General features: G+C 33.9%; 14 protein-coding genes and 1 tRNA gene. 2 read left to right on the top strand and 13 right to left on the bottom strand.

What is annotated here, in order from left to right; translation table 11 throughout:
* Positions 1-32 precede the first annotated feature (32 nt).
* From J8M14_RS19935 to J8M14_RS19995, 13 genes are all read right to left on the bottom strand, one after another.
* Positions 33-1667 carry a family 16 glycosylhydrolase gene (locus J8M14_RS19935; RefSeq protein WP_211076587.1) on the bottom strand — a complete coding sequence of 545 codons (1635 nt, stop codon included), beginning with the start codon at positions 1665-1667 and terminating at the stop codon, positions 33-35.
* A 49-nt stretch (positions 1668-1716) separates the two neighbouring features.
* Entirely contained in the window at positions 1717-3807 is a 2091-nt protein-coding gene (locus J8M14_RS19940) for a hypothetical protein (protein ID WP_211076588.1), read from the bottom strand.
* A 17-nt stretch (positions 3808-3824) separates the two neighbouring features.
* Positions 3825-5297: a RagB/SusD family nutrient uptake outer membrane protein gene (locus J8M14_RS19945; RefSeq protein ID WP_211076589.1), complete on the bottom strand. Its 1473-nt coding sequence runs from the start codon at positions 5295-5297 to the stop codon at positions 3825-3827.
* A gap of 4 nt (positions 5298-5301) precedes the next feature.
* Positions 5302-8340, bottom strand: a complete 3039-nt coding sequence (locus J8M14_RS19950; protein ID WP_211076590.1) for a TonB-dependent receptor — start codon at positions 8338-8340, stop codon at positions 5302-5304.
* A gap of 254 nt (positions 8341-8594) precedes the next feature.
* Complete coding sequence (locus J8M14_RS19955) at positions 8595-11402, bottom strand: triple tyrosine motif-containing protein (RefSeq protein WP_247672714.1); 2808 nt, start codon at positions 11400-11402, stop codon at positions 8595-8597.
* Positions 11403-12983 carry a solute:sodium symporter family transporter gene (locus J8M14_RS19960; RefSeq protein WP_211076591.1) on the bottom strand — a complete coding sequence of 527 codons (1581 nt, stop codon included), beginning with the start codon at positions 12981-12983 and terminating at the stop codon, positions 11403-11405.
* Between the two features lie 349 nt (positions 12984-13332).
* A tRNA-Val gene (locus J8M14_RS19965) sits at positions 13333-13407 on the bottom strand.
* A gap of 86 nt (positions 13408-13493) precedes the next feature.
* Positions 13494-14711, bottom strand: a complete 1218-nt coding sequence (locus tag J8M14_RS19970; protein WP_211076592.1) for a folylpolyglutamate synthase/dihydrofolate synthase family protein — start codon at positions 14709-14711, stop codon at positions 13494-13496.
* Between the two features lie 5 nt (positions 14712-14716).
* Positions 14717-15616: an energy transducer TonB gene (locus tag J8M14_RS19975; protein WP_211076593.1), complete on the bottom strand. Its 900-nt coding sequence runs from the start codon at positions 15614-15616 to the stop codon at positions 14717-14719.
* Positions 15617-15619: 3 nt separating this feature from the next.
* On the bottom strand, positions 15620-16012 hold the full coding sequence (locus tag J8M14_RS19980) for a biopolymer transporter ExbD (protein WP_211076594.1): 393 nt from the start codon (positions 16010-16012) through the stop codon (positions 15620-15622).
* Between the two features lies 1 nt (position 16013).
* Positions 16014-16700 carry a MotA/TolQ/ExbB proton channel family protein gene (locus tag J8M14_RS19985; protein WP_211076603.1) on the bottom strand — a complete coding sequence of 229 codons (687 nt, stop codon included), beginning with the start codon at positions 16698-16700 and terminating at the stop codon, positions 16014-16016.
* A gap of 84 nt (positions 16701-16784) precedes the next feature.
* A complete protein-coding gene (gene nhaB / locus J8M14_RS19990) occupies positions 16785-18254 on the bottom strand; it encodes a sodium/proton antiporter NhaB (protein WP_211076595.1) in 1470 nt (489 codons plus the stop codon).
* Positions 18255-18280: 26 nt separating this feature from the next.
* Positions 18281-19507: a Glu/Leu/Phe/Val dehydrogenase dimerization domain-containing protein gene (locus J8M14_RS19995; RefSeq protein ID WP_211076596.1), complete on the bottom strand. Its 1227-nt coding sequence runs from the start codon at positions 19505-19507 to the stop codon at positions 18281-18283.
* A 445-nt stretch (positions 19508-19952) separates the two neighbouring features.
* Between J8M14_RS19995 and J8M14_RS20000 the strand changes: the two genes are divergently transcribed.
* Together J8M14_RS20000 and J8M14_RS20005 are read left to right on the top strand one after the other, a co-directional pair.
* A complete protein-coding gene (locus J8M14_RS20000) occupies positions 19953-21095 on the top strand; it encodes an acyl-CoA dehydrogenase (RefSeq protein ID WP_211076597.1) in 1143 nt (380 codons plus the stop codon).
* Between the two features lie 267 nt (positions 21096-21362).
* Positions 21363-23576, top strand: a complete 2214-nt coding sequence (locus J8M14_RS20005; RefSeq protein ID WP_211076598.1) for an ATP-binding protein — start codon at positions 21363-21365, stop codon at positions 23574-23576.
* Positions 23577-23628: the final 52 nt, after the last annotated feature.

Raw genomic sequence — 23628 nt, forward strand, 5'->3', positions numbered from 1 at the left:
AAAATAACTTAAAATTAAACTCTAATTCTATATTATTGATAAACTCTTACATAGTCAATTTCCATGGAAGATTCTGTAAACCCAGAATCAATTGTACCTCCAAAACTTCCTCCCATTGCCACATTAAGAATTAAAAAGAAATCTTTATTATAAAATGGTAAATTTTGTGTGTATGAATACCTGTGATATTCGACTCCATCAATAAAGAAAACAATATCACTAGATGACCATTCAACAGCATAGACATGAAAATCCATTGACGCTCCAGGAACGTCTGTAGCTTTGAAAATAGGGTTACCACCCGAGTTCCCCGGAAAATGAAGCGCACTAGACACAACATCTTGATTATTACCCACGTGTTCCATAATATCTATTTCTCCACAATTTGGCCAACCTATATCTGGTATATTAGCTCCCAACATCCATATTGCCGGCCAAGTACCTCCTCCAGCAGGTAATTTTGCTCTTACCTCAACTCTACCATAAGTAAATTCAAATAAGTCTTGTGATTTAATTCTCGCCGAGGTATATCCCCCATTTTCAGCTATGGCTGTAATCTTTAATAATCCATTTTCGACAATAACGTTACTAGGATCGTTGGTATATGTTTGAGATTCATTATTCCCCCATCCATTGGTTCCTGTACCCAAATCATAAGTCCAGTTTGTAGCACTTGGAGCTCCATTTATATCAAATTCATCTGACCAGATCAATGTATCGAAAGGTGGTTGTACATCATCTCCTGTATCTACTTCTTCAGAAGTAATGATAAACCACCAGTCAAACTCATTGTTCCCGTCTGTGGTTCTTAAAATCAATTCATTTGGTGGTTGTTGCGCAAATCTAAAAAGTTCATATCTATGATTTCCACCTGTGTAATAACCAATGAATCCTGTTCCTGTCAAATTGAGTGTTTCTAATCCTCCAGGTGCACTAACTGACCATCCACCTGTATAATCATCTAATGGATAGTTTTCAATATCAGCCCCATTGGGTGTAATACTATGTGACCCTAATTCATCAATCAAATTAATTCTTCCGAAAACGGTTCCGGATGGATCTTCTGTAGGATCATCATTTTCACTATTTGTAATATGAGTAAATGTCCCATCGGCACTAAAAATATAGCGATCATCATACATACCTACACCGGCTTTATCATTTGGTGGTGCGGCAAAGAACTCCGCTGGTACGTTAGCTCCAACAGGTCCGAGTCCAAAATGGCCGGAAGCTTCGCTTTTGATTCTCCAAGATCCAGTGGTTAGCAACGTTATCAACTCTATTGGCGGTTCATATAATACCAATACTTCCACATCAACAGAAGTACTAGATGATATCCCTCCCGTACCGACTGCTATAACAGTTATTGTATAGGTACTTATCCCTGTAACCGAAAAGTCATATGTTTTGTTTCCAGATGGTGATACTTCTTCATTACCATTAAAAACAAATTTGTAAGTGATTGCATTATCGGCAGTAGCAGAAAAATTTACTGTTCCGCTTCCGTCTCCATTTGGGTTATTAGCATCAGCTCCTACAATATCTATGGAAACCTGAATATTAGAAGGAGCGATAATTTCTCCTACAGATGCATCATCTTCCTGACAACCGAATAGTAATGAATTCAATGCAATAAAAATTCCTAAACTATATTTTAATTTTTTCATGTGTTTATCTTTTATTATCGTCAATCCTATATGATTCTTCATAAATAAATCATCTTATAAGTTTATACGTCCAGTATACTCCTCCTCCTATTTCAATAGTTACTTCCATAGTATTATTATCAGTAAGAGTAATATCATAACTAATCGATTCTGGAACAGGTACACCCGGTAATTCTCCGCCATTGACTACTTTTGGCAATCCGAGATAAGCACCCGATCCATTTAAAGTAATTGTGTTTGTTCCTTCATTGTAGGTATATGTAGCCACACCAACCCCATCGTGTGGAGACACTGGTGTTCCGCATTGATCTGATGCAACGCCTTGCCAGGCTTCTAACCAAGTTTCAGCGCCTAAAACGTTACTAAAACTGCCATCCGGTGAAAAAACATATTCGTCATCAAAATAACAAGCTCTAGTGGTAACGTCATCCAAGCTATTTGCAAAAAAATCGCCACTTCCAGGCCCCGGGCCTACTTTAAAAGCTCCCGCTTCTGGCGCCAGTCTCCATGTGCCCGCTATGACCGGTATTTCTCTTATAAGCTGATATGTCCAGTATACCCCTCCTCCAATTTCAATAGTTAACTCCATTCTATTGTTATTATTAGAAAGCGATACATTATAAGTAATGGAAGATGGAACAGGAACACCTGGTAATTCACCACCATTAACCACTTTAGGCAACCCTAAAAAAGCGCCTTCGCCATTAAGGGTAATTGTTCCCGCACCTTCATCATATAAATATGTTGCTGATACTGATCCATTATGTGGAGCAACTGGTGTTCCACATTGATCTGGAGATACTCCTTGCCAACCTTCTAGCCAAGTTTCAGATCCTAATTCATTACTAAAGCTTCCATCAATAGAGAAAATATAAAAATCGTCGAAATAACAAGCTCTTGTAGTTACATCATCTAAGCTATTAGAAAAGAAATCTCCATTTCCAGGTGCTGGCCCTACTTTAAAGGCCCCAGCTTCTGGTGCAAGTTTCCAAATTCCTTCTAATCCAGAAGCTGGTTCGGGTGGTTTATGAAAATAAACATTATCAATAAAAACTATGGCATTGCTCGAAGGTGCTCCAACATAGATTAATTGCGCAATATTAGCTCTGGTTGTTAATCCAGTGAAATCAGATAATGGAATATCTAAACTTACCCACTCGCCAACAGCTGGATTAGATATTGTAATTTCGTGCTCTACATCATCTCCTCCATCAAAAACTCCATTTGCCCCAAAATCAACCAATTTAATTTTAAACTCTGTTAAATTTGGTGACCAAATATCAGTATGAAAATGAGTCATTGAACTAGCATCTATGGTAGTAGTTGTGGTCTCTATTCCCGCAAAATTAAGAGCACTATACTTTTTAGTAGGGTTTCCATCAATAGCAACATCTTCAAAAGTAGTATCTGACCAAGGTGTACGCCAAGTATCTACATTTACATCTGTATATGCATCACTAAACATAGAAATCACATCTTGAGGTGATCTGGCCGGTGGAGTTGGAGCTGCTACCAGAGGTTCAAGAATTTCGGTTACTAAAAAATCCTCGGTATATTCTGTGGTTTCGATAGCTCCTCCCTTGGCAACCACCCTAATAGTATACATTCCTGATTCCTGATATATATAAGAAACCGTTTCCCCAATATTAGCGGTTAATGGGACGTCGTTTCCCGGTTCACCAAAATACACATCAAAAGACATTGCAAAATCTGCATTTGCCGTAACATTTACTTGTTTAGACACAGCTGCATCATTTTCAATAGTAACCACTAAATTTTCTGGTGGATTAAAAGACACCACTACTTCTCGGGTCGCTTCGGTTTTTAAACCGGTAATTCCATTAGCAATTAACTGTAAGGTATATGTTCCTTCTGTATAAGAATGTGTTACACTTTGTCCTAACTGTACATTAACAGTTTCTGTAGTATTATCACCAAAAGAAATATCAAAGGATACTACTCCCTCTCCATTAGGAGTAATTGTCACCAAGCCCGAATTATCCTGAGCAATTTGTAAAAGTGCTGTTACATTTTTTGGGGCATCAACATTGTTTAAATAATCAAAATTATCATCTTCTGTACAACCAAAAAAGAATGATACGAGTAGAGATAAGCTGAATATATATTTTAAAAATTTCATCTTCTTCTGTTTAGTTTTTAGTATCCTGGATTTTGTTGCCATCTATTTCCGGCTAATTGAATTTCTATCAATGGTATCGGAAACACTTCATGTTTCCCAATACTAAAGCCCGTTATTTCCTGAGCTGCTCTACCTGTTCTAACCAAGTCAAAGAATCGATGTCCCTCTCCTACTAACTCAACTCTTCGTTCCTGCAGAATAGCATCTGTAAGTGTTGATCCGGTAGCTGTTACATCGGGTAATTGCGCTCTTGTTCTTACCCTATTTAGGTATAACTGAGCTTGTGTATCATTGCTCGCTGGTTTTCTGTTATGAGCTTCTGCCGCCATTAACAATACATCCGCAAATCGGATCGCCCTGTAGTTATTAGGATTGGTAAGATTGGCATCTCCTGTATTTAAATCTCCTTGGCGTGCTATATATTTCCTATTATAGTATCCAGTATGCTCAAATCCCGTAGAGAATGTAGCTCCCTGAGCAGCTGCCCAAGCATCAATATCTAAAATTGCTACATCTCTTCTAATATCTCCATCTTCAAAAGCATCAAAAGCTTCCTGAGTAGGCACATTAAAACTAAAACCTGAATCGAATAAAGGTCCGGAGTAGTTTCTTATTCCGTTAAAACCTACTGCTACATTTCCTTCACTACATTGTAAACAACCAAATCCCGCACCTTCTTCATCTGAATATTGTATCTCGAAAACAGATTCAATATTGTTTTCACCTTCTTGTTCAAAAATCGAATTATAATCTGTCACTAAATCATATGGCCCTTCGATTACAAGATCCAGAACATCCGCAGCTTCTGTAAATTTATCTTGATATAAATATACTTTTCCTAACAGTGCTCTTGCCGCTCCCTGCGTTATTCGACCAATTTCAGCCTGAGTTGCGGGTAGATTATTCGCAGCAAACAGTAGATCTTGTTCTATCAAGGTGTACACTTGCTCCTTTGAAACTCTATCAATTTCAGTCTCCTCTCCAAAAAGAATTCTTTTGTCAATTGCTAAAGGTACATCTCCAAACCATTTTACTAATTCAAAATAATAATATGCCCTTAAGAAACGTGTTTGTCCTATAACCTCTTCTTTACCTGGAAAATCAATCTTATCCTTAAACTCCATGATATAATTAGCTCTATTAACTCCCGCATACATCCACGACCATATATCTCTGAGCTGCTGATTTACTGGAGTATGCATCATATCATCAATTTCCTGTATCCCAGGTACATCGGTAGCACTTTCTCCACCTGCCAATGTATTATCTGAAGCAATTTCACCTAACATCACATTGATATAGGTAGATTGTAATAAATCATAAGCTCCTATCAAAGCGCTCTGATAATCTTCTTCGCTATTAAAGAAATCTTCTGAATTTTCATCCTCGGAAGCTACATCTACAAAATCGTCGCTACAAGAAGTAATCCCTATGAATATCAATAATATAATAAGGGTTGCTGATTGAATATTGTATTTTACCTTTTTCATTTTTTTAAAATTTAAGGTTTACTCCTAATAAATATGTTCTGGGTACCGGATAAAATCCTTGGTCAATCCCTGCTCCAATTGGACTTGCAGTGTTTGGATCTGGATTAGATTGATACGCGGATGGATCATATCCACTATATTCTGTGAATGTATATAGATTATTTACTGAAGCATAAATCCTAAATTTATCTATGCCAATATGTTCTATATATTTTTCTGAAATCGTATATCCGAATTGTATATTCTGAATTCTTAGATATGATCCATCTTCTACATAAAAACTAGAAAATAAAGTGTTGGAATTCGCTCCGGTCGTCACTCTCGGAAAAGAGTTAGTGCTTCCCTCTCCTGTCCAACGGTTTAAAAAACCATTTCTTCTGTTTACCAATTGTTGGTCTCTTTCATAATTTCTAACTATATCATTACCTATCGAGGCAAATGCATAAGAGGTGAAATCAAAATTTTTATAACTGAATCCTATATTTAATCCCATAGTAACATCCGGAATTGGGTTTCCAATATCTGTTCTATCATTGGAGTCTATTGTTCCATCTCCGTTTATATCGACATATCTAAGGTCTCCAGGAGCGGCATTAGCTTGTATAGCATGTGCATCAACTTCTGCTTGATTTTGGAAAATTCCATCTGTTTGTAATCCATAAAAATATCCAATTGGTTTACCTGCTTCCATTCTTGCTGGCGGATCTTGACCAACTCCAAAAGAACCTCCAGGAATAAAACTATTATCATTGTTCACGGATATAACCTCGTTCTCTAGCGTAGTTAAATTATAGCTTATATTAAATTTAAAATCTTCTGAAAACTGATCATTATAACTGATTAGAAACTCAAACCCCTTGTTTTCCACAATTCCTGCATTGACCACCGGAGGTGAAGATCCTGGAGCTCCAACCCCAAGAATTCCTGAAACAGGTGCTATCACCAATAGATCTTCAGTTCTCTTTTTAAAATAATCAACGGTGATATCAATTTTGTTATTTAATATTCTGGTATCAAAACCAATATCCAATGTTTTCTGTTTTTCCCATTTAATCTCGGGATTAGAAAGTGCTCCGATAGCAGTACCAAACACTAATTCATCATCAATTACATAAACTCCCTCTCCATTAAGCAATGAGACAAATCTATAATCCGGGATTCGATCATTACCTAAAACACCATAACTACCTCTTATTTTAAGAAAATTCAACCATTTACTATTGTTCAAAAAAGACTCATCAGACGCTACCCATCCAACAGATGCAGAAGGGAAGTATCCAAACTTGTTTTTAGGACCAAATCGAGTAGAACCATCTCTTCTTATCACTGCAGACAGTAAATATTTCCCCTTATAATTGTATTGCAATCTTGAAAAATATGAAAGTAACCTTGAATCAAATGTGTTACCTCCATTCGGAAAATTATCAACAACATCTGAGGCTTGAGATATATTAGCATTACTATAGGAATTTCCTGGAATATCAAACCCAGTGGATCCGGTAAACGTACCAGTCGTTTTAAAAACCGACATCCCCAATAAAACTTTTAAGTCATGATCATCTGCGATTACTTTTTCATATTTTAAAAAATTGTCAAAAGTAAAATCCCTGAAGAAATTTTTAGATTCATTGACACTACTTCTGTCGACATTAAAAACCTTTCCGGATCCATAAAAAACTTCTGGTGAGAAAACTTTTCCTTTTACCTCTGCATAATTGAACTGAAATCTGGACTCTGCACTGAAATCATTGAAAAATTTATAGTTAAGCCCAATAGTACCTGCAATTTTATCAGTCTGTGTTTTATTAAATGTATTTGCTATCTGAGCTACTGGATTAATCACTTCATTCCCCAATCCTTCTGCTAATGTAAAATCCCCATTTTCATCCCTAACAGGTAAGGTTGGAGACATATTAAGTGCATTAAACAATACCGACCCCAAAGTATTTTCTAATAAAGTCTTTCTATTAGTATGTGTATAAATAGCGGTTGTAGTTAGCTTAAAATTCTTAAGAAATTCTAATCCATAATTTACCCTTCCTGTAAAACGATTAAAATTTGCATCATTACCGCCAACAATACCATCCTGAGTTAAATACGAAACTCCTCCCGAATATCTTGAATTACTTCCTCCACCACTAGTATTAAAATTAACATTAGAAATTACTGCAGTTCTAAAAATTTCATCCTGCCAATCTGTTCCTTCTCCTAAATTTGCTAGATTTGAAAATGGGGGAGTACTTCCTCCTGCTGCAAATGCTTCATTAATAATCACACCATACTCCGTTGCGTTTAATACCGGTATCTTTCTGGTCGTTTCCTGAAAACCAGTGTAGGAATCAAATTCGAACTTCAATTCTTGATTTTTCCTACCCGTTTTTGTAGTAACCAGTATCACTCCATTTGCTGCTCTAACACCATAAATACCGGCGGTTGCATCTTTCAACACATTAATACTTTCTATATCATTAGGATTGATAACACTTAAATCTTCAATTACGTTTCCGTCAACCAAAATTAATGGTCTGCTATCTCCATTTGTAGATATTCCTCTAATAGATATCGTAGAACTGCTTCCTGGTGCTCCAGATTGTGATGTGATATTTACACCTGCAACTTGTCCTTGTAATGCCTGTTCTACTCTGACTACATTAAGTTCTTCAATTGTTTCTGCTCCTATTACAGAAACTGCTCCCGTAATCTCTTTTTTTCTTTGTGTACCGTAACCGATAACTACTACCTGCTCCAAGGATTGACTATCCTCGTTCATGGTAACGTTTATTACAAAGTTCTCCTGAACAGCTATTTCCTGGGTAACGAATCCTACATAAGAAAATATGATCGTACTACCTTTCGGAACATTATCCAGAATATAATCTCCATTAAAGTCCGTAACTGCTCCTATTGAAGTATTTTTGACAATGACATTAACCCCTGGTAATTCTAATCCGTTAGCATCTTTTACTTTTCCCCTAATTTTAATTTCTTGAGCGTGTACTATTGTGGTTAAAAACACGATCATTAAGAAATATTTAATTTTCATAAATGTTTTTGTTTGATTTGTTCAAATTTAGACACGATCCTTAACAAATTCTTAATATCGAACCACAACAAAAAACATACACACCAAAGAGAACTACGCTAATACCAACCATTTTTTGTGGAAAAGCCTTATAAAATAAGAAGCGATTAATGATTTATTATTTCTTTAAGAAAGTGGAAAAAAGTAAAGTTGTAGCTGAACTCCAACGTTGGAGTATAGGTAATGTTGTAGTAATTTAGTAAAATGTTGTAGTGTTAGATTTCTAAGATATAGCTAACTAAACTATCAGAATGGTTTAATTTTAACTTTTTTCTTAAACGATATCTTTTAATCTCAACACTTCTTACCGAAATATTTAATAATGGAGCTATTTCTTTGGAAGACAAATTTAGTCGCAAATAAGTACAAAATCGCAGATCGTGTGGGGTAAGATCATTATGCTTTGCTTTCAATTTTTTCAAAAAATCTTTATCCAAATTATTAAAAGCCTCCTCAAAATGCTTCCAGTCATCTTTGCTATTCAAATTTTTGTCAATTATTCGCTCTACATTTCGTAAGTTTCCTCTTTCAGATTCAGATTTCTGAAGTTCTTTTTTAATAGTATTAAGAATTTCATTCTTTTTTATAATGTTCATTGTAGAAGATGCAAGTTCCCGATTTTTGCTTTCTATGTCTTGAGTTAACTTCTCGTTATTTAACCTCATGATTTCTCTTTCTTTCTCAAACTCTTTCAACTCAAGTTGTTTTTTATTTTCTTCTAACAACTTCTCCTTCTGTTTAGTGTAATATCGTTTGTATGCTTTATGCGTTAAAAATATCGTAATTAGAAATAATAAAGAATAGAGAACAATTGCTAATATTGATAAATACCAAGGTCTATCTATCTTAAATTTATATTCTAATACATTTTCACTTAACTTATTTCCAGTCCGAGTTCTTACCATAAAAGTATAGTCCCCAAATGGTAAATTCTCAAAAGTGATATTCGAATCAGTAGTCCACTCACTCCAATCTTCATAAAAACCATCTAATTTATATTGAAATTTGGAAATAAGATATTTATCATACTCAGGGGTAGCATAAGAGAAGGAAATTGTATTTTGATTAGATGCAAAAACCGGAGCTTCCTGAGAAAGGCATACTTTTTTAAATTCTGTATCCTTATATTTTACAGATACTTTATCTAAAAGAGTGGTATGCTCTTTAAAACTTATTTTTGATATATCCAGAATCAAAAACCCATTGGTTGTACCCAACAAATATTCATCATCTCGAATATGCATTATATTCTCAAAACCAAACATTTCCTTTCTTAAAGATCTCGGTATTGGTATTTTAGTAATCATAAGATCCTCAGAAAATTGACTTTGCGAAATACAACTGATATTATCACTGGAGAAACTCCATAATCTATCGATTCCATCTTTTAGAAGTTTACCAATATCATCATTTTCAGAGTCCGAAGATTGATTTATAATATTTTCCTTTTCAAATTTTTCAGTCTTTTTATTATATGAAAAAATGCCTTGTTCGTGGGCGTATAAAATATTTTTTTTATAGCTGATTATATTCGAGTTTTTTCCTTTTTTAAGCAAAGAGGGTTTGGTAACACTTAATATTTTAGAGAATTGCTCATCCATTTTGATTCTAAAAACCCCCTTACTCTCATGATTCACCCATATCACCCCTTCATGAATTTCTAAAAACCTTGCGGAATAATCAAATCCTTTTATCTTATGTTTTAGAGTCCACTCATTCTTTTGCTTTTCTAATATACTAAGCCCATTATAAGACCCCTGTAATAGCCAATTAGGATGCCCCGGAACAGTTTTAAAAACCCATCCTCCTTGTATTTCAGAAATTAATTTGGAGGTATTTTCTTTTATCAAAAAGGTTCCAAAATTATGTCCGCAAAAAAGTAAATTATCATATACAAAAAGACTCCAAACCTGACCATTTGTTCCTTTAACAAACATAAACTGTTCATCAACATTCAACCTTTTGTAAAACAATCCTTGGTTAGTTCCCAAATACAGAAAATCATTAAAAATAACCGACGTATATACTGTACCAATATTACCTTTAGCATCATTAAAAAGTTTTACGGGAGATTTAATATTCAAACAATTAATACCATTGTCTAATCCCAACCAAATGTTTTCATCAATATCTTCAAATAATGATAAAACAGTATTATTATTTAATCCTTTACTTTGATTAATCTGGTATACAAGGCTACCCGATGAGGAGATATAAATTAATCCTTTAGAGATAGTTCCTAAAACAAAACTTTTATCCCTAAGTTGTATACTGCTAAATATACTTGATGAATTTAATAAATTATCTGCAGGAATATTCCATTTACGAACTTTACCATTTGAAACTTCAAAAAAACCCTTGGTACTTGTCAATATCAAAATTCCATCAGAAGTTTCAGAAATATTAACTGCTTTATCGTTGCCAGATATAGAAAAATCTGTAACACGTATTGGTTTTCCTTCTTCTATTTTAAAAATCCCATCTTCTACATCTTGATAATAAATTACACCATTAACATTAAACATACCAAGCATACCTGCTTCAGATTCAATGATGTTGATTTTTTCAGTATCAACATTATACATATAAATCCTGTTTAGTGATTGGAAAAGAATCCAATTTTCCTGATCAACGATGTACCAAAACTGCTCATCCTCAATTAATTGATCTTCAATCGCATCACTTAAAGAAGTATACTCCAGATCTCCAAAATCATTTTTTTTCCAGTACCCGAAATTCATATAAAAACCTGTATAAATACGGTCGTTAACAGCATTTACGGACCTTACATTGTTTCCTTTAGGAGGTTGATACAATTTCCAACTTGTACCATTAAACTCTAATAAGCCTTTATTATTAGCAACATAAATATATTTGTTCTCCGATTGAGAAATAGACCAATTTTGAGTTTCGCCTCCATAAATTTCAGGCAAATATGTTTCTATCGGCGGTAATTCTTGTGAAGATATTATCGCAGAAAACAGAAATAAAAAGTATAAAATTATGTCTTTAAGATATTTCAATTATTTAAAATATATATAAGTAGATATTACGATTAAACATATAACCACACCTATTATTTTGGTATACTTCCAGGGAGTAATATCAACTTCCATCGTATACTTCTGTTCATATGCTTTTTCTCTTGGGTACAATTTACCAATTGCTAACATAATAATAATATTGATAACAAAAAGTATAGCCATTACATGTAAAAAATGTGGAAAATCACCTTTCAATATAGTAGCATCAAGTACAACATAAATCAAGTAGAATGTTGCTCCTGATATTATGGCAATTTTTGCAGCTATTGCAGGTACTTTCTTGGTAAGATATCCTACTACAATAATTGTCAAAATAGGAATACTATAACATCCATTTACTTTTTGAAGGTATCCAAATAATCCATCTGGAGCATTTGCTATAAACGGAGCAATCATCATTGCAAAAACTGCTAAAAATACTCCAAAAAGCTTACCTGCTTTTACTACTTGCTTTTCACTTGCTTCTTTGTTAAAATACTCCTTATAAATATCAATTCCGAATAGTGTCACTGAGCTATTTAAAGCGCTATTAAATGAACTTAGGATAGCTCCAAACAGCACAGCTGCAAAAAAGCCCACTAAGGACAAAGGCAGTACTTCACTAACTAATGTTGGATATGCTTCATCAGCATTTGATAATTTGTCTCCAAACATATGAAAAGCAATAATCCCAGGTAAAACAACGATAATGGGCCCTAATATTTTAATAAATGATCCTAATAATAATCCTTTTTGTCCTTCTTTTAAATTCTTTGCACCCAGTGCTCTTTGGATAATGGCTTGATTAGTCCCCCAATAAAATAATTGTACTAGCATCATCCCCGTAAAAATAGTTGCAAAAGGAATTGAGGAATCACTATCGCCTATAACTCTAAATTTTTCTGGATTTGTAGTCATCACTCTATTAATTCCCTCCAACATACTTCCACCACCTACTTCTAATAAACCAAAAATCGGAATCATTATACCTCCTATTAATAATCCAACAGCATTAATCGTATCGGATACAGCAACTGCTTTTAAGCCCCCAAAAATCGCATAAATAGACCCTATGACCCCAATACCAATAACACACATCCATATGGAAGTACTTTTAGAAACTCCTAACAAATCAGGAATATCAAACATAGTACTAATAGCCAAAGATCCTGAATACAAAACAATAGGCAAAAAAACCACAACATAACCAGTTAAAAATAATCCCGAGGTAATTGCTTTTGTTGTAGTATCATAACGTCGTTCTAAGAATTGAGGAACCGTAGTAATCCCTCCCTTTAAATATCTAGGTAGTAAGAAAACTGCTGTAATTACCATCGCAATGGCTGCCAACGTCTCCCATGCCATTACAAGAATACCTTCTGTATAGGATTGTCCATTAAGCCCTACTATTTGTTCGGTTGATAAATTGGTAAGTAATAATGACCCTGCAATTACTATAGCTGTTAGACTTCTCCCTCCTAAAAAGTAACCTTCTGAAGAAGTTTCATCTGTTTTTCTTGTAGCTATATATGATATAATCGCAACTAATAATGTAAATCCTACGAATGAAATAATGCCCATGTTAAAATTTTAATGATTTGTAAATCGCTAAAAATATTGGATATTACTCTATAATAATTATGTTTTGTGTTCTAAAAGTTCGGTTGTATAGTTTTTGTATAGTTGTTTTTGAAATTTCCACCCCCTCAACCTCTATATTTATATGATTATTTATGAGAAACAGGGATTCATATGAAATATAAATAACTACTATTTTTGTCGGTCTGGTTTAAGCTCTTCGGAAATTACTTTTAAGAAAAGTAATTTATATATGCTTATCAAAATTTCATAGAAAAGAACACTAGGGAAATATTCAAATTATTACCAATAAAAAATCCCAATACAAAATTGTATTGGGATTTTAATTCTGTGGGCGCGAAGGGATTCGAACCCCTGACCCCTTGGGTGTAAACCAAGTGCTCTGAACCAACTGAGCTACGCGCCCTTTATGTTTTTCACAATCCTTGTTCCTGATTGCGGATGCAAATATAAGACAGTTTTATAGTCTACCAAAAGAATTTTAAAGAAAAATTAAATTATTTCTGAAACTACAAATGTACTTCCACCTATATAAACTACATCTTGCTTTATAGCTTGCTGTAATGCAGCTTGATAGGCATCCATAACACTTGGATAATCTTTCCCAAGTAGTTTAAATTTTAATGCTTCTTTTTTTAATATTTTTTCATCAAGACCTCTCAAGACGTTTGGTTTTGCAAAATAATATTGAGCTTCTGATGGAAACAAAGGTAATATTGTATCCAAATCTTTATCATTTACTACACCTAAAACGATGTGAAGTTGATTGTATTCTTCTTTTAGCAATTGCTTTATAACTTGTATTAAGCCATCTTCATTATGAGCAGTATCACAAATTACTTTAGGATCTTGTTGTAAAACTTGCCATCTTCCTAATAACCCAGTATTTTTTGAAACATTATTAAGTCCTTTTTCAATACTAGTTTCAGGAATCTCCCAACCATTATTATTCAGAACAGAAATGACTTGCAGAGAAGTTTTTATGTTTTCCTTTTGATAATTCCCTACTAAATCTGAAGAGTATACTTTCCCTTCATAGTCTTTGGCTAAAACTAATTCACTATTACATAAATCTGCTTTTTGCTTAAAGACTAAAAAAGTTTCCGGGGTTGCTCTCCCAATGACAACGGGTATATCCTCTTTAATGACACCTGCTTTTTCACTAGCAATTGCACTCAAAGTGTTTCCTAAAAAGCGAGTATGATCAAGACCTATATTAGTAATCACAGCAACTTCCGGTGTAATAATATTAGTAGAATCTAACCTTCCTCCTAGTCCAACTTCTATAACTGCAATATCCACTTCTGCTTCAGCAAAATATAAAAAAGCTAATCCCACAGTCATTTCGAAAAAAGAAAGATGATTCTCTTCAAAATAAGATTTATGCTTTGCAATGAAATTAACCACATAATCCTCACTAATCATTTCTCCATTGACACGAATACGCTCTCTGAAGTCTTTAAGATGTGGTGAAGTATATAAACCCACTTTGTAACCAGCTTCTTGCATAATCGATGCTAACATATGGCTAGTGGAACCTTTACCATTGGTCCCTGCCACATGAATACTTTTGAATCTGGTTTCAGGATTATCTAAATAGGATGCTAATTGAATTGTATTGGTAAGATCTATTTTGTATGCACTAGCTCCTTGACGTTGATACATCGGTAATTGGTTAAACATCCAATCCAGTGTCTCTTTATAATTCATAGAAATTATTCTCCTAATCCAAAATTAACTTCTACAAAACCAATTTGTTTTGCTGGTGCTTTTGGATCTGCTTTCCATCTAAATGTTAATGCTGTCTTTTTTGCTGGTTCCATAAGGCATCTGGCACTATTAGTTGTGCCTTTTACTCCTGGGGTTGCCTGAATCACTCTTCCTTCTCTATTAACCACTATTTTTACAACCACACGACCAGCTTCATTGCATTCTTGAACTACTTTGGAGTTTGTAGGTCTTCCTCTACCGTTAAGTCCATATCCTACTCCGCCTGTTCCACCAGGACCAGGTTGCCCATAATAACTATTAGCATACGGATTTCCATCAGGATTTCCTTTATCTCCGGGTTTATTATCATCACCTTCTCCACCCTTGGCCTTACCATCACTTTTAGGGGCGTTAGAAAAACTATCCAAAATATCTAAAGTGGATTTATCTGGTTTAGGGTCTGGTTTCTTCTCTTCAACCTTTTTTATAGGTTTCTTTATTGGTTTTTCGACGGGCTTTTGTTCAGATGGTTTATCCTTAGGTTTCTCTTTTGGCTTTTCTACCTTTTTTTTAGGTATCTTCTTTGGTTTTTTATCAATTACCGGAGCATCCTCACTATCCTGAGTAACTACTTCATCCTGTATCTCTGGAATCTCTTCTTGTGGTTCTGGCGTAACCGGTGTTGGTTCAGGAGTTGTCTGCTTAGGAGAAGATTTAATAGCTTCTTTAGGTTGGATTTTACCCGATCCGGTAACCGTTGTACCAAAATTAACAGCTATACCTCCTTCTGGTTCTTCAACTATTGCATTTATTCCCAGATAAAACAATAAAAGGACAATCGCTACATGCAAGATTGTAGTTAAAATAAATGATTTCCTTTTATGTCTTGTATCTAGTTTTATCATACCCTAGTCTGGTCGTACTGCCAGAATTACTTTAAATTTATTACGATTAGCAATATCCATCACCCCTACCGCTTTTTCGATAGGTACTCCTTCTTCAGCTCTTAAAATAATAGTAGGCTCATTTTGTCCTGCCAATCTAGATCTTAACGTAGATTCTAAACTACTTTGACTGATACGTTCTTCATCAATATAGTATTGTAACTTACTGGTAATACTAACTGATATATTCTGAACATTAGAACTCTTTCCTTTTGCTTTTGGTAATATCAAATCCAAAGCTTCAGGAGTAATAGCCGGAGAAGTCAATAAGAAAAATACCAATAACAAAAAAACAATATCTGTCATCGAACTCATACTGAACTCCGGGCTTACTTTATTTCTTCCTCTTAAATTCATACTATGCAGGTTCGTTCAACAAGTCTAAGAAATCTACTGCATTTGCCTCCATTGTATGCACGACCTTATCGGTACGAACTACTAAATGGTTATATCCTATATATGCAACAATACCTACTACTAATCCTGCTACTGTAGTTGTCATTGCTGTATAAATACCTTCTGCCAAAACTCCCATATCAGCGGTTCCTGAACTTGACGCCAAATTATGAAATGCCAAAATCATACCAATTACTGTACCTAAAAATCCTATCATTGGTGCAGCTCCTGCAACGGTAGCCAATATACTTACATTTCTCTCTAGCTTATATACCTCTAAACGTCCTGCATTCTCGATTGCCTTATTGATATCTTCTAGTGGATGACCTATTCTGGAAATTCCTTTCTCAGTTAATCTCGCTACTGGATTGTTAGTCTGAGCACACAAAATTTTGGCCGCTTCAATTTTACCGCTAGATACGTTATCTTTAATCTGGCTCATAAAACTTTCATCATACTTTGACGCGGACTTAATTGCAAAAAGCCTTTCAAAATAAATATATACTGCAACAAATAAAAGTACAAACAAAATTGCAATAATAACCACCCCACCGGTTCCTCCACTAAGGAGTAGATCCATTATTGATAATGATTTGTCTTCTATTTCAGGATCTACATCCTTTGCTTTTTGGGCGAAAGCACCAAACATAAATAAGTATGTCATCTGTTCTTGTTAATTTAGTGTTAGTATACTAACGTTATTTCTGAAGGTTAAGTATAATATTTTTATTCTTTACAATATGTATATAATTCCTAATAAGCCAATTCCTCCCAGTACTATTGTATATGGAAATGCCATTTTCACCATTCTCATATATGACAATCCTATCAATGGTGCTAACGAAGATGTTAGTAAAAATAAGAACGCTGCTTGACCATTAGGTGTTGCAACACTAGGTAAATTTGTTCCTGTATTAATAGCTACAGCCAATTTCTCAAACTGATCTCGAGATATCACTCCACCATCAAAGGCTTGTTTTACCTCCCCTATATAAACGGTCGCTACAAAGACATTATCACTGATCATAGAAAGAATACCATTGGCAGCATAGAACATCGCTGGTTGATCTTCGGGTTTCATTTTTAATGCCCAATCAATAATAGGCGTAAAAAGATGCTGATCATGAATCATTGCTACAATTACAAAGAAAACTACTAATAATCCTGTAAATGGCAATGCTTCTTCAAACGCAGGTCCCAACTGATGTTCATCAGTGATCCCCATAAAGGCTGTTTGTACAATAATTAATGCTAATCCGATAAAACCAACTGGTGCTAAATGCAATGCTAAACCAATAATCAAAAGAATTGCTGATACAGCTTGTACGATTAGACCATATTTAGAACGATCTGATCTATTTGCATCTTCTTCTTCAGTATAGCTCTCAATTATTCTACGTGCTATATCCGGCAGCTTTGCTCCAAAGCCAAACGTCCCTGTACGTTCTAAAACTGCTGTCGTAATTAAACCTGCTCCTAAAACCGGTATAGAGATTGGAGCCATTTTTAAAAAGAACTCTATAAAATCCCATCCCATTCGTTCACCAATCAACAGATTCTGAGGCTCTCCAACTAGAGTACAAACCCCTCCAAGCGCTGTTCCTACAACTCCATGCATCACCAAACTTCTAAGAAAACTTCTGAATTGTTCCAAAGTTTCACCGCTCAGTTCTTTTCTATCCAAAACTCCACTTTCATCATAGTCACCCGATCCTGAATGGATTTTGTGATACACTCCATAAAATCCTACAGCCACACTTATCAATACCGCAGTTACAGTTAGAGCATCTAAAAATGCCGAAAGTACTGCAGATAGAAAAACAAATAATAGTGACAATATCATTTTAGATTTAATCTTGGTAAATACCTTACTAAAAATATACATCAAAAGTGGTTTCATAAAGTATATACCTGCCACCATAAAAACTAGCAATAAAACCACTTCAAGATTCTGTTCTACTTCGTGATAAGCATTTTTTGCTGTTGTTAAATTCAGTGCAATTGCCTGGATTGCTATTAGCCCTCCTGATTGCAATGGATAACATTTCAATGCCATGGCAAGTGTGAAAATAAATTCTCCGATAAATAACCAAGCTGTAACGGTTGGCCCTAAAATGTAATAAGAAAATACATTAAAAATTAAAAATCCGATCATTACGGTTTTAAACCATTTCGGACTATTTCCTAAAAAATACTTCAACATAATTAACTTGGTTAGTACGATTTATATTACAACAACTGTTTGAGAGCTATCTCAAATGCTGTCTTACTTATATTAGTTTTTGTTTGATTGTTATTATAGGTATTTTGAATTGCTTTTTTAATAGTATCCGAAGTATCCATAAAAATAGCTTCGTCTGTCATTTGTACTTTTCGCTCCATAAAATATGCAAAAACTCTAGCCATACCGCAATTAGAAATAAAATCAGGTATTAGGCTCACTCTTTCATCTGTAAATTCCATAATTGGCCCAAAAAATATCTCCTCATCTGCAAAAGGAACATTAGCTCCACACGATATCACTTCTAATCCAGCATTTATCATCTGAGTGATCTGATCTTTGGTAATTAATCTCGATGCCGCACAAGGTGCAAAAATCTCTGTAGATAAAGACCATATTTTTTCATTTAACTCTTCAAAAGGAATTAAAACTTCACTATATAACTTATTTCCTTTCTTGTTTAAATATAGTTCTTTTATTTCTTCAAAAGAAAAACCGTCCTCATTGATTAGACCACCTGCATGATCAATAATCCCAACTACTTTAGCTCCCATCTCAGATAGATAATAAGCTGCTGCGGATCCTACATTACCAAAACCTTGAACCACAGCTTTTTTACCTTTTACATCTCCATCATAAATATCGTAATAATGCCTTACAGCTTCAGCCACACCATAACCAGTGATCATATCGGCCACAGTATATTTCCTAGAAACATCTGGTGAAAATGTAGTGTTTTCTAAGACTTTAATCACTCCCTGACGTAATTGCCCAATCCTATTAATCTTATCTGCTTCTGTTGGTTGAAAATGTCCATTAAAAACTCCTTCTTGAGGATGCCAAACTCCGCATTCTTCTGTGATCGGAATCACTTCATGAATTTCATCAACATTAAGATCTCCTCCAGTTCCATAATAACTCTTTAATAATGGTGAAACTGCTTTATACCAACGTTGTAAAACTCCTTTTTTACGTGGATCATTGGGATCAAAATTAATTCCAGATTTTGCACCTCCAATTCCAGGGCCAGATACTGTAAACTTAACCTCCATAGTTTTTGCCAGCGAAAGGACTTCATTCATATCTAATCCTTTTCTCATTCTGGTTCCGCCACCTGCGGCACCACCTCTTAGAGAGTTTATAACAGTCCAGCCTTCAGCTTCAGTCTCAGAATCTTTCCAATTAAAAACTATTTCCGGAGTTTTATTTTCATATTTTTTTAATAATTCTTTCATGTAAAAATTTCAATTCGTTGAATAAATATTTCATTGTCTAAACACAACCTATGTTTGTAATTTTAAATTAAAGTAGTCCTCCTTACGGAGGTTAGATTTGAGTCATATTAAAGAAGTATTACAACAAATTGAATTAGGGTCAAAATGCGACCTCACAAATATAAAAAACTAAATATGGCAAAAGCTTAAATAAAAATAAAAATATATACACAAAATTCTCTTTATCATCTTACATCAAAAAATAGATTTCTTTACAGATTTACTAAAAAAATAAGATGTTTTTTTAGCTAAAGCACGATTTTATCAAAAAATCAAAAAAACAGCAAACCTATTATATTATCGCTTATATTTGTAGAATTAATAAAAATTGAGGGGTTATCTCGATTTTTATTCATCAAAAAGTACAAATTGCGTATTATGCACGCACAGTAAATTACATATAGAAATGGACTTTAAACTATCCGAAGAACAATTAATGATACGCGACGCAGCTCGTGATTTTGCTAAAGCTGAATTACTACCTGGAGTAATTGAACGTGATAACAAACAAGAATTTCCTACTGAACAGGTGAAGAGAATGGGAGAGCTTGGATTTCTAGGGATGATGGCATCTCCTGAATATGGTGGTGGCGGTATGGATACACTTTCTTATGTTTTAGTAATGGAAGAATTATCCAAAATAGACGCATCTTCCTCAGTTATCGTATCAGTAAATAATTCTTTGGTTTGCTGGGGTCTTGATACTTATGGAACTCCAGAACAAAAAGAGAAATATCTTTCTAAACTTACAACAGGAGAATCTATTGGAGCTTTTTGTTTATCAGAACCTGAAGCTGGTAGTGATGCGACTTCTCAAAGAACAACTGCAATTGATAAAGGTGATCATTATATCCTAAATGGAACCAAAAACTGGATTACAAATGGTGGTACTTCAGATTATTATTTAGTTATTGCACAAACTGATAAAGAAAAAGGTCATAAAGGTATCAATGCATTTATCGTTGAGAAAGGATGGGAAGGATTTGAAATTGGTCCAAAAGAAGATAAGTTAGGGATCCGTGGTAGTGACACACATTCGCTTAACTTTAATGATGTAAAAGTACCTAAAGAAAATCGTATTGGTGAAGATGGGTTTGGATTTAAATTTGCAATGAAAACATTAGCAGGAGGGCGAATCGGAATTGCAGCTCAGGCATTAGGAATTGCAGCAGGAGCATACGAGTTAGCTAAAGAATATTCAAAAGTTCGTAAGGCATTTGGCACAGAGATCATGAATCATCAGGCAATTGCATTTAAGCTGGCCGACATGCATGTACAAATTGAAGCTGCAAGAATGTTGGTATATAAAGCTGCCATGGATAAAGATAACCATGAAAATTATGATTTATCTGGGGCTATGGCAAAACTAGCTGCTTCGCAAGCAGCTATGGAAGTTTCTGTAGAAGCAGTTCAAATACACGGTGGTAATGGTTTTGTAAAAGAATACCATGTAGAACGATTAATGAGAGATGCTAAGATCACTCAGATTTATGAAGGTACAAGTGAAATCCAAAAAATCGTTATTTCAAGAAGCATTCTTAGAGATTAATTAGTTAAAAATTCTCTATTCAAAATCCCAAGTTGTCATTGCAACTTGGGATTTTTTTTACCACTCATTAATTATTTAATTAGTACTATTTTTCAATATTCCGGTAATCCATATCCATGCCTAAACCACTTAGTCAAAAGTAGTCTTACACTTACATTTAATACGTTAATTAATACTTTTCCAAGCACTTAAACTATATTTTTACGTTTTTACCATAAATATTTACAGGTTTTTCAATATATTTAGGAGCCCCAAATATATCGAACAATGAATAACATCAATATTCCGAAGTATTGTATATACTTCATATGGCTTAATCTATTTTATTCTATAACCAATGCTCAACAATATGAACAAATGTCTTTTTCAGAATTGGAGAACACCATTATCCAGACCGAAAATCATTTAAATTCAATAGGAAGAGCTAATTCAATAATGATTATTGAAACAATAATCGATGTATCTGAAAAATTCAATACCCAACAAGAATATTATTTAAAAGGGTACTCTTATAATTTACTTGGAAAAATTCATTTTTCTGCTAAAGAGTATAAAGAAGCTCTTAGGAACTATAAAATTGCTGATCTATTCATAAAAAAACTTGAAGGGTTTCCGGAACTAACTGTTGATATAAATAACAATATAGCTCTAGTATATCTAAATGGTTTTAATAAGCCTGGTAGAGCTCTAAAAAGAATAAAGCATATCTACGAGAATTCTGATGATTTAAACACATATTCACGACATATATTAGAATTAAATCTTGCCAATATTTACATCAAAACAAAACGTTATAGTAAGGCATACAAGCTACTTGAAAAGTGTAAAAAATACTTTAAAAACAATCAGCACTATGCTTCTAAATTAGCAGTAACATACACTAGTTTTGGTGAATATTATTATTGCAACAAAAATTATGATACTGCAATAAAATACTTTGAACTAGCTGCTTCTATAGCCGAGACCAATCAGTTTTTTAGACAAGCTATGACTATTTACAAAAAATATGAAGACTTATTGGTTAAAATTGGTAGAGAGGACAGAGCATATCAAATTTTAAAAAAATATACCAAACACCATCAAACCGCACTTGAAAAAGAAAAATTGGAGGCAGATCAATACAAAAAACAATTAGTTGTAAGTGAAGAAAAAAACACAATAGAAACACAAAAAGCAGAGCAATCTAAAACAATATCAATATTTACTCTTTCACTACTTCTAATATGTTTAATACTATTTTGTTTCTTTATCTATAATCATAAAAAAACAAAAGTTCTTGGAGAATCTCTAGCATTAAGAAATAAAGAACTTAAAATTTCTAAAGAAAAATCTGATCGCCTCGCAGCCGTAAAAACAAAATTCATATCCACAGTTAGTCACGAACTTAGAACACCACTATATGGTGTAGTAGGCCTATCATCAATTCTCATGCAAAGGATTAAAGATGAAGAAAATCATAAATTTATTAAGCTTATGAAATTTTCGGCAGATCACTTACTTAATCTAATCAATGATGTACTACAAGTTACCAAAATGGAATCTTATGAAATTAGCCTTGATAAGTCCACATATAATATCAAAGATTTAGCAGATGATATTAAAAACTCTTTTGAATATCAGGCCGAAAAAAACAATAATACACTACATCTCGATTTTGATCCTAACATTCCAACAATGCTTATTGGAGATTCTGTGAGATTATCTCAAATTTTAATCAACCTTATTAGTAATGCTAATAAATTTACTAAGAATGGAAACATTTGGTTAAACTTTATCAAACCAGTTATCTCCGACAATATGGTTGATATAACTTTCGAAATAAAAGATGATGGAAGAGGAATACCTTTGGATAAACAAGAAATAATATTTGAAAAATTTTCTCAAGCCAATTCCAAAGATCATACTACAGGAACGGGCCTTGGCTTAAACATCGTGAAAAAATTAGTTAGTCTACATGGGGGAGACATCAAAATAAGAAGTGCTCCAGGTAAAGGGTCTACTTTTTATTTCACTATTCCTTTTGAAATTGATTCATCAAATAAGGAAATAAACACGCCTGATAATGTCAAAAGACATATCCCGCTAGCCAGTTCTGAAGACTATAATATCTTAGTAGTTGAGGATAATAAAATAAATCAAATTGTCACTCAAAACATTCTAAAAAGCAAAGGTTATAAGTCCGAAATCGCTGAAGATGGTATTATTGCCGTAGAAATGGCACAAAAAAACAGATACGATATTATCCTCATGGATTTAAACATGCCTAATATGAATGGTATGGAAGCTACTCAAAAAATAAGGGAGTTTGACATTAATATTCCTATTATAGCATTAACAGCCTCAGACACACAAGATACCATAAAAGAGATATTACATCCAGATTCTGGGTTTAATGACTATATGAGAAAACCATTTAAAAATGCAGAGTTCTTTAAAAAAATCGAATCTAATATGCTTAATCCAATTTCTAAGGCTTCATAAAAGTTATCATTCTTAAAATGATATCCGAAGCATTTCCTTTTATATATCAAAA

The sequence above is a fragment of the Aquimarina sp. MMG016 genome (assembly GCF_018100805.1).
Lineage (GTDB): Bacteria > Bacteroidota > Bacteroidia > Flavobacteriales > Flavobacteriaceae > Aquimarina.

Bases quoted from the DNA above. Each gene is read 5' to 3' on its own strand.
- J8M14_RS19935 (WP_211076587.1), bottom strand. From the start codon at position 1,667: ATGAAAAAATTAAAATATAGTTTAGGAATTTTTATTGCATTGAATTCA.
- J8M14_RS19940 (WP_211076588.1), bottom strand. From the start codon at position 3,807: ATGAAATTTTTAAAATATATATTCAGCTTATCTCTACTCGTATCATTC.
- J8M14_RS19945 (WP_211076589.1), bottom strand. From the start codon at position 5,297: ATGAAAAAGGTAAAATACAATATTCAATCAGCAACCCTTATTATATTA.
- J8M14_RS19950 (WP_211076590.1), bottom strand. From the start codon at position 8,340: ATGAAAATTAAATATTTCTTAATGATCGTGTTTTTAACCACAATAGTA.
- J8M14_RS19960 (WP_211076591.1), bottom strand. From the start codon at position 12,983: ATGGGCATTATTTCATTCGTAGGATTTACATTATTAGTTGCGATTATA.
- J8M14_RS19970 (WP_211076592.1), bottom strand. From the start codon at position 14,711: ATGAATTATAAAGAGACACTGGATTGGATGTTTAACCAATTACCGATG.
- J8M14_RS19975 (WP_211076593.1), bottom strand. From the start codon at position 15,616: ATGATAAAACTAGATACAAGACATAAAAGGAAATCATTTATTTTAACT.
- J8M14_RS19980 (WP_211076594.1), bottom strand. From the start codon at position 16,012: ATGAATTTAAGAGGAAGAAATAAAGTAAGCCCGGAGTTCAGTATGAGT.
- J8M14_RS19985 (WP_211076603.1), bottom strand. From the start codon at position 16,700: ATGTTTGGTGCTTTCGCCCAAAAAGCAAAGGATGTAGATCCTGAAATA.
- nhaB (WP_211076595.1), bottom strand. From the start codon at position 18,254: ATGTTGAAGTATTTTTTAGGAAATAGTCCGAAATGGTTTAAAACCGTA.
- J8M14_RS19995 (WP_211076596.1), bottom strand. From the start codon at position 19,507: ATGAAAGAATTATTAAAAAAATATGAAAATAAAACTCCGGAAATAGTT.
- J8M14_RS20000 (WP_211076597.1), top strand. From the start codon at position 19,953: ATGGACTTTAAACTATCCGAAGAACAATTAATGATACGCGACGCAGCT.
- J8M14_RS20005 (WP_211076598.1), top strand. From the start codon at position 21,363: ATGAATAACATCAATATTCCGAAGTATTGTATATACTTCATATGGCTT.